At 65.3% G+C, this 15,592-nt stretch carries 19 protein-coding genes; 1 reads left to right on the top strand and 18 read right to left on the bottom strand.

Going from position 1 to position 15,592, the window contains the following annotated elements:
* Nucleotides 1-10: 10 nt before the first annotated feature.
* Genes VGG51_12460 through VGG51_12470 form a run of 3 tightly spaced genes read right to left on the bottom strand, consistent with a single transcriptional unit; the run spans nucleotide 11 to nucleotide 821 of the window.
* Entirely contained in the window at nucleotides 11-277 is a 267-nt protein-coding gene (locus VGG51_12460; GenBank protein HEY1883841.1) for a hypothetical protein, read from the bottom strand.
* Entirely contained in the window at nucleotides 274-606 is a 333-nt protein-coding gene (locus tag VGG51_12465; protein HEY1883842.1) for a flagellar basal body rod C-terminal domain-containing protein, read from the bottom strand. Before VGG51_12465 ends, VGG51_12460 begins: the two co-directional genes overlap by 4 nt.
* Nucleotides 603-821 carry a hypothetical protein gene (locus VGG51_12470; protein ID HEY1883843.1) on the bottom strand — a complete coding sequence of 73 codons (219 nt, stop codon included), beginning with the start codon at nucleotides 819-821 and terminating at the stop codon, nucleotides 603-605. Before VGG51_12470 ends, VGG51_12465 begins: the two co-directional genes overlap by 4 nt.
* 207 nt (nucleotides 822-1,028) lie before the next feature.
* Here VGG51_12470 and VGG51_12475 point away from each other — a divergent pair, with 207 nt between their 5' ends.
* Nucleotides 1,029-2,234, top strand: coding sequence for a hypothetical protein (locus VGG51_12475; protein ID HEY1883844.1), 1,206 nt, complete (start codon nucleotides 1,029-1,031; stop codon nucleotides 2,232-2,234).
* Between the two features lie 57 nt (nucleotides 2,235-2,291).
* On the opposite strand, the gene VGG51_12480 is transcribed toward VGG51_12475, so the two are convergent.
* From VGG51_12480 to panC, 15 genes are all read right to left on the bottom strand, one after another.
* Nucleotides 2,292-3,386, bottom strand: coding sequence for a DUF3810 family protein (locus tag VGG51_12480; protein HEY1883845.1), 1,095 nt, complete (start codon nucleotides 3,384-3,386; stop codon nucleotides 2,292-2,294).
* Nucleotides 3,329-3,706 (bottom strand): 30S ribosomal protein S9, encoded by a 378-nt coding sequence (gene rpsI / locus VGG51_12485; GenBank protein HEY1883846.1) that lies wholly within the window; start codon nucleotides 3,704-3,706, stop codon nucleotides 3,329-3,331. Before rpsI ends, VGG51_12480 begins: the two co-directional genes overlap by 58 nt.
* 30 nt (nucleotides 3,707-3,736) lie before the next feature.
* Nucleotides 3,737-4,162 (bottom strand): 50S ribosomal protein L13, encoded by a 426-nt coding sequence (gene rplM / locus VGG51_12490; protein ID HEY1883847.1) that lies wholly within the window; start codon nucleotides 4,160-4,162, stop codon nucleotides 3,737-3,739.
* 47 nt (nucleotides 4,163-4,209) lie between these two features.
* Complete coding sequence (gene truA / locus VGG51_12495; GenBank protein HEY1883848.1) at nucleotides 4,210-5,034, bottom strand: tRNA pseudouridine(38-40) synthase TruA; 825 nt, start codon at nucleotides 5,032-5,034, stop codon at nucleotides 4,210-4,212.
* A complete protein-coding gene (locus VGG51_12500) occupies nucleotides 5,022-5,693 on the bottom strand; it encodes a phosphatase PAP2 family protein (GenBank protein ID HEY1883849.1) in 672 nt (223 codons plus the stop codon). The genes truA and VGG51_12500 overlap by 13 nt, the downstream gene beginning before the upstream one ends.
* On the bottom strand, nucleotides 5,690-7,186 hold the full coding sequence (lysS, locus tag VGG51_12505; GenBank protein ID HEY1883850.1) for a lysine--tRNA ligase: 1,497 nt from the start codon (nucleotides 7,184-7,186) through the stop codon (nucleotides 5,690-5,692). The genes VGG51_12500 and lysS overlap by 4 nt, the downstream gene beginning before the upstream one ends.
* Nucleotides 7,187-7,696 carry a transcription elongation factor GreA gene (gene greA / locus VGG51_12510; GenBank protein HEY1883851.1) on the bottom strand — a complete coding sequence of 170 codons (510 nt, stop codon included), beginning with the start codon at nucleotides 7,694-7,696 and terminating at the stop codon, nucleotides 7,187-7,189.
* 121 nt (nucleotides 7,697-7,817) lie between these two features.
* A complete protein-coding gene (locus VGG51_12515) occupies nucleotides 7,818-8,738 on the bottom strand; it encodes a hypothetical protein (protein HEY1883852.1) in 921 nt (306 codons plus the stop codon).
* Nucleotides 8,735-9,856, bottom strand: a complete 1,122-nt coding sequence (locus VGG51_12520) for a hypothetical protein (GenBank protein ID HEY1883853.1) — start codon at nucleotides 9,854-9,856, stop codon at nucleotides 8,735-8,737. Before VGG51_12520 ends, VGG51_12515 begins: the two co-directional genes overlap by 4 nt.
* Nucleotides 9,857-10,034: 178 nt before the next feature.
* Complete coding sequence (locus VGG51_12525) at nucleotides 10,035-10,481, bottom strand: aromatase/cyclase (protein ID HEY1883854.1); 447 nt, start codon at nucleotides 10,479-10,481, stop codon at nucleotides 10,035-10,037.
* 10 nt (nucleotides 10,482-10,491) lie between these two features.
* On the bottom strand, nucleotides 10,492-11,775 hold the full coding sequence (locus VGG51_12530) for an aminotransferase class III-fold pyridoxal phosphate-dependent enzyme (protein HEY1883855.1): 1,284 nt from the start codon (nucleotides 11,773-11,775) through the stop codon (nucleotides 10,492-10,494).
* Nucleotides 11,772-12,773 (bottom strand): tRNA dihydrouridine synthase DusB, encoded by a 1,002-nt coding sequence (gene dusB / locus VGG51_12535; GenBank protein HEY1883856.1) that lies wholly within the window; start codon nucleotides 12,771-12,773, stop codon nucleotides 11,772-11,774. Before dusB ends, VGG51_12530 begins: the two co-directional genes overlap by 4 nt.
* A 4-nt stretch (nucleotides 12,774-12,777) precedes the next feature.
* Complete coding sequence (locus VGG51_12540; protein HEY1883857.1) at nucleotides 12,778-13,575, bottom strand: type III pantothenate kinase; 798 nt, start codon at nucleotides 13,573-13,575, stop codon at nucleotides 12,778-12,780.
* A complete protein-coding gene (coaBC, locus tag VGG51_12545; protein ID HEY1883858.1) occupies nucleotides 13,566-14,762 on the bottom strand; it encodes a bifunctional phosphopantothenoylcysteine decarboxylase/phosphopantothenate--cysteine ligase CoaBC in 1,197 nt (398 codons plus the stop codon). Before coaBC ends, VGG51_12540 begins: the two co-directional genes overlap by 10 nt.
* A complete protein-coding gene (gene panC, locus VGG51_12550; GenBank protein HEY1883859.1) occupies nucleotides 14,759-15,586 on the bottom strand; it encodes a pantoate--beta-alanine ligase in 828 nt (275 codons plus the stop codon). Before panC ends, coaBC begins: the two co-directional genes overlap by 4 nt.
* Nucleotides 15,587-15,592: the final 6 nt, after the last annotated feature.

A 15,592-nucleotide genomic window follows, 5' to 3' on the forward strand; every position in this document is an offset into this window, starting at 1 on the left:
GCGTCAAGGCCTAGACTTGCATGTTGAGGACGGCCGAGAGCGACTGCGCGAGGCGCTGCGCCGCGGCCGTCGCCGCCGAGAGCGCCACGTCGGCGCGCGTACGCTCGTAGATCGCGTCCTGCAGCGAGCCGGAACCGTAGGCGAACGCATCCTCGGCGCTCTGCGCGCCGCCCAGCGTCTGTTCGAGCGCGTCGATCGTCGCCGCGAATCCGCCGCCGTCTGCCGGAGCTGCCGGCGCGAGCGGCGCTTCGTCGGCTATCAATGGCTCGACCCTCATAAGCGCCCCAGCTCGATCGTCTTTTCGGCGAGCGTCTTACCGACGTCGAAGATCGAGGCGTCCGATTCGTACGCGCGCGACGCGTTCATCACTGCGATCATCTCGGAGAGGATGTCGACGTTCGTCCCGCGCTCGAGCCTCGCTCCGGAGAACTCGACGAGCGGTTCGCCGGCGCCGGAGTCGGCAACATTGAATTCGGGGATCATCCGCGGGTAGGCCCCGTTCGGTCCGGCCGCCTCGGCGGCGGCAACATTACGAGCCGCAACGTCGAGCGCCGCCCGCTGCGCGTCCATCCCGCTGGCCGCCGCGTCGAGGAGATCGATCGTCACTTCGTCACCAACTTGATCTCTTCGAAGCGCGCGTGCGCGGCCGTCAGCAGCGCTTCGGAAAAGATCGCGGCCCGCGCGGTCTGCGCCATTGCCGCGTCGGCTCGGCGTCCTGGCACGAGCCCGGCGTTTGCTTGCCCGAGCGATCGCTGCGCGTCCAGCAGCTGACGGCGCCCCTGCGCCATCGCGTCTCGTAAGGAATCGGCGAGGTCGAACATGGCCCGATTTTACGCGTCGCCCGTAGCCGCGAAGCGGACGCGGAATGGATGCGGTGTGACCTGAGAAACGGGTGAAGGCTAGGTTGGAACTCGCTCACGGTGGGGTAAGAATCGGGTGAAACCGCGCTAGCCGTGCGGGCGAGCCCGTCAGGGGAGGCCGTCGCTGGGCTATAATTGCGTTTATTTAATAGCTTGCAAGGAGGACCAATGCGAATCGCGAGATCGCTTCCCGCACTTATGGCGGCACTACTCATAGCCGCACTCCCGCTACCCTCACCCGCGCAGTTCAGCGTCGGCGTCGGGTTCACGGTCGGCTCGGCCCCCCCGCCGCTTCCGTATTATCCGCAGCCCGCGGCACCGTATCCCAACTATCAGTGGACGCCCGGCTACTGGGGCTACGGCTCGGCCGGATACTACTGGGTTCCCGGCGTCTGGGTCGCCCCGCCGACCGTCGGAGTTTACTGGACCCCCGGCTACTGGGGCTATAACGGCGGCGCCTACGGCTGGAACGGCGGCTACTGGGGAGGCAGCGTCGGCTTCTACGGCGGCGTGAACTATGGCGGCGGTTACATCGGAACCGGCTTCGTCGGCGGATCGTGGGCCGGCAACCAGTACCGCTATAACACCGCGTACACGAACGTCAACAAGACCAACATTCATAACACGTACGTCAATAAGACGGTCGTGAACGGCAACCAGTACAACCATTCCAACGTCAGCTACAACGGCGGCAAGGGCGGCACGACCGCCAAGCCGACCCAGGGTCAGCTGACGGCCCGAAAAAATGGCCGCGCGCCGACAACCGATCAGAAGAACCAGGCGCGCTTCGCGGGCGAAGACCGCAATCAATACGCCTCGGTCAACAAGGGCAAACCCTCGGTGACCGCGTCGGACAAACCCTTCAACGATTCGAATAAGCCAAAGAACTTTGCCCCGGTAACGACGGCCGATCGGCAAAACGCGCAGAAGAACAACAAAGCCAACCAGAACGCCGGGGCCAACAAGGCGCCGACGAGCCAGAACAAGGGCGCGATGCAGAGCAAGCCGGCACAGAACAAGTCGATGCAAAGCAAACCCGCGTCGCAGAACAATATGCATACGCAGAGCAAGCCGCAGATGCAGAGCAAGCCGCAGATGCAGAGCAAACCTCAGCAGAACAAGGCGCCGGTGACGCAGCATCACCAGACCCCGAGCCAGCCGCCGCACCGCTCCAACGCCACGATGCAGACACAGCATCACCCGCAAGGCAACACCATGCAGGGCCGGCCGCAGAGCATGCAGGCTCACCCCCAGGGCGGCAACCAAGGGCGCCCGCCCAACGGCGGCAACCAAGCGCGGCCGCCCAACGGCGGAAACAACAACAAGGGCAACAACGGCAACGGCAACGGCAACAGCAAACCGCCCCGCAGCTAAGCCCCGCTAAAAGCAAAAGGCCCCTCGAGATCGAGGGGCCTTTTTATTTTTCCCGGCTTATCTCGCCGCCGGCAAGCCGTCGGAATCCAGCGGAATGCCGAGCATTAAGCGCGTCACCTCGTCGTAGTTGGCGATGCCCGAAGCGATGCGATTCGTCTTCAAGTAGGCGTTATAGGTGCGCCACGTCCAGTGCGCGAGGATGACGTTGATATGGCGCGCGTCGCGCTTGCGCAGGGCGACGAAATCTTGCCAGACGAGCGGCACGAACTCGTCCTTCGCGTAGTGCCGCTTCTGCGGCAGATACAAGAAGAGCTCGAACCAGCCGGCGTACTGCACCGCCGGATCGTGCGACCGCAAGCAGGCGACGATCGCGAGATAATTTGCTTCGTCTTCGCGTGCGAAGGCCGCGTCGTGACTCCACTCGTGCGCGTAGTCGAAAGGGATCTCGAACCACAGCAGATCGGAGGCGACGGCGACGTTGAGCGTGAGCGGATTGATGAAGCCGCTCGTCCCGGTGGCAAGCATGAACGGATTGAAGATCGTCGGCTTCGCGGGGCCGACCTGCGGCGCCCACGTATCGCCCGAACGCTGCACGGCCGGAAGCCACGCGGCGCGCAGCGCCTCGCGGTCAAGCGGAAGTTTTGCGCGCGCGTGCGCGGCCGGCGCGAGCGCGTTCATCTCCGCCATCGCTCGTTGGCGCAGCAGAGTCGCAGCGGCGGGCGTGATCCGCGCCGCATCGAAGCGCACCCGCGTTTCGAGCGGAGCGCGCGCGTAGTTCCAACCCCAACTGAGTTCGAACCAGACGGCGTAAAGCCCGAGCACTGCCGCGCAGCCCAAAACGAGTCCGGCGGCATCGGCCCAGCGCTTGCGCCGCAAGCGCGCAAAGGCCACGATCTGCCAGACGATTGCCGCAATGCCCGCCAGCGCCGCCAAATCGCCGAGCGACCATGGCAATCGGTGAGTTATCGCAAAGGCGATTCGTTCCCAAACCGGATATGCGCCGTTTGAATAGGCGCTTTCGATCCAGGCTGCGGAGGGTTGAACGAGAAGCGCGATCGCGCCCAGCGCGATCGCGAGAACCTTAGAGCTGCTCTTTAGCGTTTGCTGTATTGGAAACGTTTGCGCGCGCGCTTGCGGCCGTACTTCTTCGATTCTTTTTCGCGCGGATCGCGCGTCAGGAAGCCGTTCTTGCGCAGCGTCTCCTTCAGCGACAAGTCCATCTCAACCAGCGCCCGCGCGATGCCGTGGCGTACGGCTCCCGCTTGACCGGTTACGCCGCCGCCTTCGGCCTTGACGCGCACGTCGAAGCGCGAGAGGCTCTGCGTGGCCTCGAGCGGCTGGCGGACGATTTGGAGAAGCTGCGGGCGTGGAAAGTAGTCGTCGACGGCCTTACCGTTCACGGTGATGATGCCCTGACCGAGCATCAGCTTTACGCGCGCGACGGCACGCTTGCGCCGCCCGGTCGATTGAATAACGTCGAGACTCTCGTCCAAGAAAAACTCCTACGGCAGCGGCTGCGGCTTTTGTGCGTCGTGGGGATGCTTGCCGGCGACGTAAACGGTCAATCGGCGAAGCTGCACGTCGCGCATGCGATTGGTGGCGAGCATGCCGCGCACGGCCTTCTCGATCAAGCGCTCGGGGTGCTTGTCGTGCATCTCCTGCGCGCTCTGCACTTTGAGCCCGCCGGGATAGTTGCTGTGACGATAGTAGACCTTCTGCTTCCACTTGTCTCCGCCGAGCTCGATCTTCTCGGCGTTGAGGACGATCACGTGATCTCCGTCGTCGATGTGCGGCGTCCAGGTCGGCTTGTGCTTACCCGAGAGCGCGCGCGCAATCCGGACGGCAAGGACGCCGAGACGCTGACCGGCAGCGTCGACGATGTACCAAGAATGCTCCGTATCGGCAGTTTTCTGCTGGTAGGTGCGCACAACCAACGAATCTTACGGGAAAGCCGGGCCCCAGTCAAGGTCAAGGGTCAGGGCCACGGGTGCGCGGTAGGAAGCGCCAGCAGCGGCGGCTCGGCGAACGAGTTGTACCCGTCGGAGTAGCGCACGCCGGCGAGGTAGAGCCCGGCGGCCGGGGCGACGGGACCGGCGCCGGTGCGTTCCCCCCGCGCGAGAATTTCGGCGATTTCCCCCGGCCACCGCCGTTCGCGCCCGATCTCGATCAGCGTGCCGACGAGCGTCCGGACCATCCGGTGTAAGAAGCCGTCGGCAGCCAGCTCAAGACGTAGGAGCGATCCCCGCTGCTCGAGCTCGAAGCGCGAGAGCGTGCGAACCGTCGAGGCCGGCTCGCGGGCGGAGTTCACCGGCAGCGAACCGCAAAAAGCGCAGAAGTCGTGCTCTCCGAGAAGGTGCTCGGCCCCCGCGCGCACGGCGTCTAGATTGAGCCGCTGCGGCACGTGCCATGCATAGCGGCACAAAAGAGCGCTCGGCTGCGGTCGATTCAGAATCGCGTAGAGATAGGTTCGCGCTCGAGCTCCAAAGCGAGCCGAAAAGCCGGTGTCGACGATGCAAGACTCGCGAACGGAGCAGTCCTCGGGCAGGAGCGCATTGAGTGCGAGCGTCAAGCGTTCGAACGCAAACGACGCCGTGGTCGCCAGCGAGACGACCTGTCCGGTTGCGTGCACGCCGCTGTCGGTCCGGCCGGCGCCCGTTACTTTGATCGGCTCGCCGAAGAGCCGCGAGAGCGCCTCCTCTAAGACTCCCGCTACGGTCCGCACCGACGGCTGCCACTGAAATCCGGCAAACGCGCTGCCGTCGTACTCGACCGTCAGGCGGAGGGTGGTCAGGCCGGGCAGGCTCCGCGCAGCTCTGCCTTTGCGGCGTCAAGGTCGTGTTGGAACCGGCTGTCCTGCATCATCGCGTAAGCGGCCAGGGTGCCGGAGGTCCAGCCCGCGACGATATCGCTTGGATAATGAAGGCCAAGAACGATCCGGTTCTGGCCGAAGGCGCGCGCCTGCTTGAAGATCTCCGCCCGCTTGCACGGTACGGCCTGCGACAAGACGACCGCCGCCGCCGCGGCGAAGGCCGCGTGGCCGCTGGGATACGACCCGTGCCGCTTGGCGGCGCCGGTGGGCCGCGGCCGTTCGTAATAGTCTTTCGCCTGGTCCACGAGTTTGTGGACGTCCGCGCCGATCCGAGCGAAGAAGGCATCGGTAACGGGATCGTGCGTCGCGTCGAAATTCGGGCCGATGGAGGGTGCGAAGAAAAAGACGTTGCGGACGGCTTCCTCCGCGCTGCGCACCTGCGAGTCGCTGCGCGAAGCGATCGTGGCCGCGACCTGCGCTTGATCGGTCCGTTCCTGCAACGAACCCGGATCGGGCGGAGGCGGGAGAAAGAGCACGAGATCGAGTTGTCCGGCGCGCAGATAATGATACTCGGCCTCAACCGCGAGGGCGCGCGCGCCGCAGAGCGCCGCAACGAGCAGCGCGGCGGCCGCCAGGCGGCGAGCAATCATCCGTGCTGGCGCTGGAGCGGAAACGGCAGCACGTCGCGGATCGAGCGTTGGTTCGTCAGCAGCATGATCAAACGGTCGACGCCGATGCCGATGCCGGCGGTCGGCGGCATACCGTATTCGAGCGCGCGGACGAAATCCCAATCGGGCTCGGGCACTTCTTCGTCGCCGGCCAGCCGCTCGGCAATTTGTGCCTCGAAGCGGGCCCGCTGATCGTCGGGATCGTTGAGCTCGGTGAATGCGTTCGAGATCTCCATGTGCGCGCAAAACAATTCATAGCGGTCGGTAATAGCTGAATCGCCGTGCCGCCGCTTGGCCAGCGGCGAGAGCGCCACCGGGTACCCGGTAACGAAGGTTGGTTCGGTTAGGTTCGGCTCGATGACCCGCTCGAAGATCTTGTCGAGCGCGTGCGCGTGCGTTGGCGAGCGCGGCAGGCCGAGTTCGTGGACGATTGTATGCGCGCCGCCGGCGTCGAGCAGGCGGTCGCGCAGGTACTCTCCCCGGCTATACTGCGCCATCGCATCCAGATACTCGATGCGGGCGAAGGGCCTCGCAAACGAGATCGCACCGTTCTCATGCGGCAGCGAGGTATCGCCGTCGGTGGCAATACCGACGAGATGCGCGATCAGCGCCTCGTTGAACTCCATCATGTCCCACACGTCCCAGTACGCGGCGTAAAGCTCGAGCATCGTAAACTCGGGATTGTGGGTCGTATCGATCCCTTCGTTGCGAAAGATGCGGCCGATCTCGTAGACTCGCTCGAGCCCGCCGACAATCAAACGCTTGAGGTTCAGCTCGGTCGCGATACGCAGCTGCATGATCCGATCGAGCGCGTTGCAGTGCGTCACGAAGGGGCGCGCTGCGGCGCCGCCGGCGACGTGCAGCAGCGTGGGCGTCTCCACCTCGTAAAAGCCGCGGTCGTCGATGAAACGGCGCATCTCGGCGATCAGACGGCTGCGCATCATCAGGGTGTCGCGAACCTCGGGATTGACGATCAGATCGACGTACCGCTGGCGATATCGCTTCTCGACGTCTACCAGGCCGTGCCATTTGTCGGGCAGCGGCATCAACGCCTTGGCAATCGTGGTGAAGTTCGTGACGTGCAGCGTCAGCTCGCCCATCTTCGAGCGAAACATGAAGCCGCGAACGGCGACCAGATCGCCGCGATCGAGGTCGGCGAGATCGGCAAAGGCATCGTCACCGATCTCCTGTTTGCGGGCGTAGATCTGCAGCTTGCCGGTGCGGTCGGCCAGATCCGCAAAGACGGTCTTGCCCATCGTCCGCTTCGAGAGCAAACGGCCGGCCAAGCTCCAGGCCTCCGCGGATGCGTCTTGACCGGGGACGAGAAAATTATACCGCGCGAGCATCTCTTCTGCCGTCGCGTCGACCTCACAGCGCCGCTGCTCGAAGGGATCGCGCCCGCGGGAACGCAGAACGGCCAGATTTTCACGTCTGGCCGCTACGAGTGCCGCTTCGGTCTTCCCGAGGTCGTCCAACTACGACGCTTTCTTTGCGGCCTTCTTGGGTGAGTTGCTCTTGATCGCCTCGATCTTGTACTTGACGACACCGCGGGGCGTTACGACGTCGACGACGGTGCCCTTCTTGTGTCCCATCAAGGCTCGCCCCAGCGGAGACTCGTTGGAGATGCGTTGGTTCGACGGGTCGGCCTCGGCCGAACCAACGATCGAAAACTCGTAGCCGTCGTTCTTCTTCATGTCGCGTACCTTGACGACCGCACCGAGATGGACTTCGTCGGCGGCATACTCCGATTCGTCGATGATGCGGGCGTTGCGGATCATCGCCTCGAGCTTGAGGATACGCCCCTCGATGAAGGCCTGCTCTTGCTTCGCGTCTTCATACTCGGCGTTTTCGCTCAGATCGCCGTACTCTTTGGCCTGGCGGATCCGGTCGTTGACCTCGCGGCGGTGGACGCTCTTGAGCTCGTCGAGCTCCTGTTCCAGCTTCGTCAGACCCTCCGCGGTCAGGACGATCTCTTTGTCGTTCAACTAATTCTCGACCTCACGTGGGCGTGGTCGGCGCCCAACAGCTAACGGTGCGCCTTGCGAACGCTGGCGCCGATTGTTCTCAACGCCCCGCGGGAACGCCTTCTATACCCGGGCGCCGCCCCTATCTAACCCGCCGGGGCCCCAGTTCCACGACGCGGGGCCGCAGCGCAAGCTCGCGGAGCAGCCGCTCGTAGTCGGCCGGGACCACGTCGCTCCATTTCTTCCCCAGCAGCGCCAAGAGCGCGGCCTCGAGCACGTTGGTCCCAAAAGAGCGGCCGGCGAGCTCCGGGGTCGTGGTGATGAGGGTTTTGACGCCGCGCGCCGCCAGCTCGTCAACGTCGCGCTCGGTCACCGTATTGGTCAGGACGATCTTTCCGTCGAGCCGCTCGGGCATGAACTGGCGCATGAAATGGAAGTCGCCGGCGATGATCTCCGCCTCTTCGTAGTAACGCGGATATTTGGGCTCGGGCGGCTTCTCTTGCTTCTTGCCGGTCGGATAAAAGAACTGAAACGGCAGCTTGCACGCATCCGGCAGATACTTTTCGGCGAGCGCTTCGAACTCGTGCAGTCCGCGCACCGGCATGTCCTTGTCGAGTGCGAAGATGAAGTCGCCGAACAGCACGTCGGCCCCCGCGTCGACCAGCGCCTGCGCCATTCCGAAACGATCGAGCGCGCTGACCATCAGGACGTGCTTTCCGTGCAGATCCATCGAAAGGTCGTCCTGCATGAAGCGCACCGCTTCGCGCTCGAGCGTGTTCTTCAACCCGCTTCCGTCGACGATCGGGGTGATCTTCGCGGCCTCGAGCAGCCGCAGGCCGTCGCGCAGCGCGTAGCGGTGCCGCCCGGCATAAAGATAGACGTCGATGCCGCCCAAGCCGATGGCGTCGACCTTTCCGTCGAGCTCGTGGACCATCCCGATCGCGACGTCGAGTTTGCCGTCGGTGCCGACGCGCGAGATATCGAACCGCTCGCCGAGCAGCGTCGCCTCGGCGCGATGATCGCGGCTGCTCGAACCCAGCGAAACGGAAACGACGCTCTTCACTGGCTCGCCACCTTTCCTTCGGCTTCGCGCCGCGCCACGGCCTCACGGGTTGCGGCAATGCTCTCGGGTGTGATCGCGGCGTCGAACGCGCGCATGTCGGCGAGTTCAAATCCGCAGCGCTGCGCCATCTCTTGAACCTCGATGACCTTTTCCAGTTTGATGCCCCGGCCGATCGTGTAGGGTTCGAGACGGCCCTCCAGCGCAAGAATCATCGTTTCGCTCATGCATGCCAGCGCCGTGCGCGCCGGCAGGTTCAAATCGAAGTCGGTTCCCGGCTCGCGCACGCGCTCGAAGCGCGGCTGCCCCGGTACCCGCATGTTGCCGCCTTCCACGACGAGCACGTCGGGGCGCTCGCCGGCGACTCTCCGGCTCACGTCGTGCGGCAGCGAAAGCTCGCAGACGATCGCTCCGGTCTGCAGGTCCTCGGGCTCGATGACGTCCTGCGTCGAGCTCGTCGCCGTGAGCACGAGCTGCGAGCGCCGCACCGCACTTCCGACGTCGGTCGTGTATTCGCTCTCGCAAGGGAGCGCCGGAGCAACCTCCTCGTAGAATTTCCGCAGACGCGTCGCGTTGCGGGCGACCAGGATCATCCGCCGCACTCTCGGCGCGATCAAGCGCGCACAGGCGGCGCCGATCGACCCCGTCGCACCGATGACCGCGACCGTGCATTGCGCGGTGTCGACGCCCATCTCGCGAGCGCCGCGGAAGAGGCTCTGCACCCCCGCGGCAATCGTCAACGAGTTGCCGGTCGTCACCGGAATCGGCGAATGCTCGTTGATCGTGATTCCCGCGTCGCCGACGACGCCGGTAAAGGCGCCGAGCCCGGCGACCTGCGCGCCGAGGCCTGCGCCGATCTCGATCGCACCGAGAACTTTCTTATACACCTCTTCGCGCGGCAGATCGACCACCTGCTGCGGCAGAAAAGTTGCCGCAACGAACCATCCTTCGGTCTCCCGTCCGTCGGGCGTGCGCACGCCGGTTACGTGCACCGCCGCGTACGGCGGCATCCACTCCATGATCTTGCGCAGGATCGGCTCGCCCTTGCCCTTCGCGCCGGGCTCGTATCGCTCGATGTCCTGCAGCGAAAGCGGATGAATAACGAAACAAAATTTATTCACGAATGCAACATCCTACCACGCCTGTCCAAGCCCGTCCGCGAAGCAGAATATAGGAGGCGGGCGGTACGTGATGCCGAGGAACGTCGAACCGACGAGCGGAGCCACGGATGGCGAGAGCGAGGAGGTCGACGAGCAGGAGCGGAGCCCGGATGGCGGAGCGACGAGCGGTTCCGAGGCATCACGTGCCGCTCGCCTCCGCCTGACGCTTGAGCGCGGCGAGCATCATCTCGCTGTTCTCGCGGACCTTGCGTTCGAGCGTGGGGCCAATGAGCTCGGCGAGCGTCGGGACGCCGAAATCGAAGTCGACGCCGAGCACGACGTGCGTGCGGCCGTCCTGATGGTTCTCGAACGTCCACGCGCCCTCGAACTTATCGAGGTCGCCTTCGATCAGCTTGTAGTCGATGCGCAGCGTTGCGTCGTCGAAACGGTCATCCTCCGTCCACTCGATCGGCGCTTCTTCGACGAGGGTTTTCCAACGCGAGATCACTCCGTCGGGGCGGCGCTCGAGAATCGTCACCGTCTCGACGTCGGGCATGAACTGCGGAAAATGCTCCTGATCCTTCGCCAGCTCGTAGACGCGCTGGGCGGGGGCATCAATCACGATCGTGCTTTCGACATACGGCATCTTCGCGCGGTTACAGTACGCCCAACTTCGCGTGGGCCGTTGCGACGCCCCCGCGCAACGCGTCGATCGCGCGGTCGATTTCGCTCTCGCTGACGATCAGCGGCGGTTCCAAGCGGATTACGCGCTGCTGGTTGAGCGTCCATGCCGCGGTCACGCCGGCTTTGAGCATCTCCGGAATGATCCAACCGCCATAGCCTTCGTGGCTCAGCTCGACGCCGACGAGCAAACCTAATCCCCGAGCTTCTCGCACGACCGCGGGATACTGCGCGGCAATTTCTCGCGCTCCCGCGAGCAGCCGTTCTCCGAGCGTCTGCGCGCGCTGCGCGAGCGCTTCTTCCTCAAGCACGTCCAGTGCCGCCAGCGCCGCGGCGCAGGCGAGCTCGCTGCCCCCGAAGGTAGAGGTGTGCAGCAGCGGCTCCTTACCGAACGCGCGGTTCCAAACGCCGGGACGCGCAATGAACGAACCAACCGGAACGATCCCGCCAGAAAGTCCCTTAGCCAGCGTCATCACATCGGGAACGACGCCGTCGCGATCGCAGGCGAAGCGATACCCGCACCGCCCGAGTCCGGTCTGCACCTCATCGGCGATAAAGAGTGCTCCCGTTCGATCGCACGCCTCGCGAACGTCGCGCAAATATCCGGCCGGCGGTACGTTGACGCCTCCTTCTCCTTGGACCGGCTCGACGAGAAATGCCGCCGCGCCGCTCAGGGCGTCGTCGAGTCCGTCGGTGAGTCCATAGGGAATGCAGAGCGAATCGGCGAGCAGTGGACGGAACGGCCGCTGAAAGGCTTCGCGTCCGCTTACCGAGAGCGCGCCGAGCGTCTTTCCGTGGTAGGCATCGAGCGTACCGACGATCTTTGCGCGACCGGTCGCGGCGCGCGCGAGCTTGATCGCTCCTTCGATCGCCTCGGTTCCGCTGTTGCACCAAAACGAGATCTCGAGATCGCCGGGAGCCAGCTCCGCCAGGCGGCGCGACACCCTTCCCAGCATAACGTTGAACATCGTCTTGCCGGAGAGCGACATCAGCTCGAGCTGCGCGCGCACGGCGGCAAGCACGCGCGCGTGGCTGTGACCCAGTGTGAAGACGCCGTAGCCCCCGGCAAAATCGAGATAGGCTTTGCCGTTTTGATCCCAGATCGTCGCGCCTTGCGCGCGCACCTCGACCGGCGATCCCGAGATCTTCATGACGCGCGCCAGCGGCGGATTGACGAAGCGCTTGTAGTTCTCGTAGGTCTCCGAGGCGAGCTCCTGCGGCGACGCGGCGCCGTAGAGGTCGTCGCGCGCTTCGATCACGCGGCAGCCAACGTCGCCGACTCGAGGCGATCGATCGTCATCTCGATCGTTTCGATCGCCTCGGCCGCGTTTTCGATTCGCATGATGCGTTCGCGCAGCGATGCGGCCCCCGGAATGCCTTTGAGATAGAGCGCGACGTGTTTGCGCATTTGCGGGACGGCGCGCGGCTCGCCGAGTTCCTCGACCATCGTGCGGTAGTGGACGATTGCAAAACGTAACCGTTCCGCGGGCGGCGGCAGCGGACGCGCGTCGCGCCCCTCCATCAGATCGGCGATCTGGGTGATGAGCCAGGGATTGCCCAGCGTCGCGCGCCCGAGCATGATCGCGTCCACTTTGCTTTCACGCATGCGCTGCATCGCGAGATCCGGATCGTCGAGATCGCCGTTTCCGATCACCGGAATTTCGACGCCCTCCTTGAGGCGCGCGATGTGCTCCCAGTCCGCTTCACCTTTGTAAAACTGCTTTGCGGTGCGCGCGTGCAGCGTCACCGCCGCGATGCCCGCATCCTGCGCGCGGCGAGCGACGTCCAGATAGACGAGCGCATCCTCGCTCCACCCCAGCCGCATCTTCATCGTTACCGGACAATCGACGGCGCCGACGACCGCCCGCATGATCGCTTCGCAGCGCTGCGGGTCGCGCAGGCAGGCCGAGCCGCCGTTGGTCTTGGTGACCTTCGGCGCCGGACAGCCGAAGTTGATATCGACGATATCGGCTCCGCACTCGCGCACGACCTTCGCCGCGAGCGCCATCGTAGCCGGGTCGTCGCCCCAGAGCTGGGTCGAGACCGGACGCTCGAGCCCGTGCTGATCGATCATCTCCATCGTCCGGCGGCTTCCGTACTTGAGCGCGTTCGACGAGACAAACTCGGTCACGGTCAGCCCCAGGCCGAAGGGCCGATAGAGCGCGCGCATCGTCCGGTTGGTCACGCCGGACATCGGCGCGAGGACGAGCGGCGGCCATATCTCGATCGGTCCGATGCGAAGCGGCGTTACCGGCATGTTGCTATGGGTTAAACGGCTCGTCGCCGGGCGCCTCGCCCGCGGCTTGGCGCGCAAAGAGGCAGAGTCCGAGCAGGCTCAGGTGCGGATCGACGGCCTCAACGACGGGCGCGTGCTTGGCGACGACGTCGCCGAGACCGCCGGTGGCCACGACCATCGCGCGCACGCCCATCTCCGAGCGAATCCGCTCGACGATCGCCTCAACCTGCCCCGCGAAGCCGTAAACGATGCCGCTCTGCAGCGCTTCGACGGTATTGCGCCCAATTGCCCGGCCGGGCGCTTCGAGTCCGATCTGCGGAAGCTTGGCCGTCCGTCCGATCAAGGCGTCGATCGAAACGTTGACGCCGGGCGCGATCGCGACGCCGAGATACTCGCGCGCGGCCGAGATCGCGATGAAGACCGTCGCGGTACCGAAGCTCACGACGATCAGCGGCGCGCCGAACCGCTCGAGGCCGCCGATCGCGGCGGCGACGAGGTCGGCACCCACTTCGGCCGGGTTCTCGGTGACGACCGGGATCAGCCGCTGCGTCTGCGGCTTGAGGAAGACGGGCGACGTGCCGAAGAAACGCGTGCAGACGCTTTCGAGGATCGGATCGAGCTTCGGCACGACGCTCGCGATCGCGACCGCGCCGATCGCTGCGAGCTCGACGTTCCCGGTGGCAAAAAGCTGCGTGAAAAAGACGCCGTATTCGTCGGGCGTACGGCGCAGTTCGGTCGTCACCCGCCAGGTGTGCGTCAACGTATCCCCGGAAAAACACCCGAGCTTGGTTTCGGTGTTGCCGACGTCGATCGTCAAGAGCATTGCATCAACTCCTCGATCCCGTCGAGCAGCCGGGCTGCGAGCGTCGCTTTCGAAGCGCGCCCGAGCTCCTTGCGCCCCGCCGCACCCCACAGCAGCACGAGCTCGTTTGGGCCGAGACCGAATCCGCGTTCGCCGCGCACGTCGTTCACAGCGATCGCGTCGAGGTGCTTCGCGCGCAGCTTCGCGCGCCCATTTGCTTCGTGGTCGTCGGTCTCGGCGGCAAAACCGACGAGAAAACTCCCGCCTTTTGCTTCGCCGAGCGCCGCTAAGACGTCGGGATTCGCCTCGAAGGCGACGACCAGCTCGGCGCTGCCTTTTTTGAGCTTCGAATCGCTCGACTCGGCCGGCCGCCAGTCGGCGACCGCGGCGCTGGCGATCACGAGGTCGGCGCCGGCTGCGTGCGCGAGCGCGGCGTCGTAGAGCTCACGCGCCGTCGTCACCCGCACGACCTCGACGCCCGCCGGCGCTTCGAGAAGCGTCGGGCCGAGCAGCAGCGTAACGCGCGCGCCGCGCAGCGCCGCCTCACGCGCGAGCTCGATGCCGGTCGAACCGGTCGAGGCGTTGCTGACGAAGCGCACGGGATCGAAGGCTTCGCGAGTCGGCCCTGCCGTAATCGCGACCCGCTTTCCTTGGAGCGATTGCCGCCGGCGCAGCGCGCGTTCGAGTGCCTCGAGCAGCTGCTCCTCGGAGGCGAGACGCCCCAGACCCTGCTCGCGCTCCGCGAGAAAACCACGCTCCGGATCGACGACTTCGTAGCCGCGTGCCCGCAGCGCGGAAAGATTGGCTTGCGTCGCGGCATCTTCGTACATCGCCTCGTTCATCGCCGGCGCAACAATGCGAGGAATGCGCGCCGCGAGCAGCGCCGCCGTCAGGACGTCGTCGGCGATTCCCGCGGCGAGCTTGGCAATCAGATTTGCCGTCGCCGGCGCGACGAGCGCGACCGCGGCCTCGCGGACCAAGCGAATGTGCGGTATGCGTTCGGGAAGATCCCAGAGCGAGGTGTACACCGGGCGCGCGGTCAGCGACGCGAACGTCAAGGGAGCCACGAAACGCTCCGCTTCGGCGGTCATCACGACGTCGACGCTGGCGCCGCGCTGAACGAGCGCGCTGGTTAGTGCAGCTGCCTTGTATGCGGCGATTCCGCCGGCGACGCCGAGAAAGATCCGCGCTTGATCGAACGGCTTCACCGGCCAACCCACACGTTGTCGATCAACCGCGTCGTGCCCAGGCGCGCCGCGCCGATGATGAAAGCCGGCGGACGCAGCGCCTCGATCGGCTCAAACGACGTACCGTCGACCACATCGAGGTAGTCGAGCTTTGCGAGCGGGCTGAGGGCCGTTCGTCCGGCCGCCAGCGCCTGAGATTTCGCCGCGCCGCTCTCGAGGGCAGCGCGCACCGCGCGCAGCGCGGCGTAAAGGGTCGGCGCCGCCGCGCGCTGCGCTTCGTCGAGATAGCGATTGCGGCTGGACATCGCTAAGCCGTCGGGCTCGCGAACGGTCGGGACGATTTCGAGCTCGACAGGGAAATTGAGATCGCCGAGCATTTTACGCGTCAGCACGGCTTGCTGCGCGTCCTTCTGCCCGAGAAAGAGCACGTCGGGCTGCACGATGTTGAGCAGCTTGGCGATCACCGTCAGCACCCCGCGAAAGTGTCCCGGTCGAATTGCACCTTCGAAAGAAGCGTCGGACGAATCGACGTCGACGCGGGTAGCGAATGAGTCGGGGTACATCGTCTTGGGCTCCGGCGAAAAGAGCGCGTCGACGCCGGCGGCGGCAAGCCGCTCGCGATCGCCGGGCAGATCGCGCGGATACCGTGCCAGGTCTTCGTTCGGTCCAAACTGCAGCGGGTTGACGAAGATCGAGGCGACGACGGCGCGGCAGCGTTCGCGCGCTCGCCGCACGAGTTCGAGATGTCCGTCGTGCAGCGCTCCCATCGTCGGAACGAAGCCGATCGGGCGCGGCAGCTCCGCCAGCTGCGCGCGTAAGCGCGCAACCGAATCGGCACTTTGCACGAGCTC

The organism is Candidatus Cybelea sp. (assembly GCA_036489315.1).
Lineage (GTDB): Bacteria > Vulcanimicrobiota > Vulcanimicrobiia > Vulcanimicrobiales > Vulcanimicrobiaceae > Cybelea.

Excerpts from the sequence above, each read along its gene's own strand:
- VGG51_12460 (HEY1883841.1), bottom strand. The coding sequence starts at position 277 with ATGAGGGTCGAGCCATTGATAGCCGACGAAGCGCCGCTCGCGCCGGCA.
- VGG51_12470 (HEY1883843.1), bottom strand. The coding sequence starts at position 821 with ATGTTCGACCTCGCCGATTCCTTACGAGACGCGATGGCGCAGGGGCGC.
- VGG51_12475 (HEY1883844.1), top strand. The coding sequence starts at position 1,029 with ATGCGAATCGCGAGATCGCTTCCCGCACTTATGGCGGCACTACTCATA.
- VGG51_12500 (HEY1883849.1), bottom strand. The coding sequence starts at position 5,693 with ATGATTGCTCGCCGCCTGGCGGCCGCCGCGCTGCTCGTTGCGGCGCTC.
- VGG51_12525 (HEY1883854.1), bottom strand. The coding sequence starts at position 10,481 with ATGCCGTATGTCGAAAGCACGATCGTGATTGATGCCCCCGCCCAGCGC.
- dusB (HEY1883856.1), bottom strand. The coding sequence starts at position 12,773 with ATGCCGGTAACGCCGCTTCGCATCGGACCGATCGAGATATGGCCGCCG.
- VGG51_12540 (HEY1883857.1), bottom strand. The coding sequence starts at position 13,575 with ATGCTCTTGACGATCGACGTCGGCAACACCGAAACCAAGCTCGGGTGT.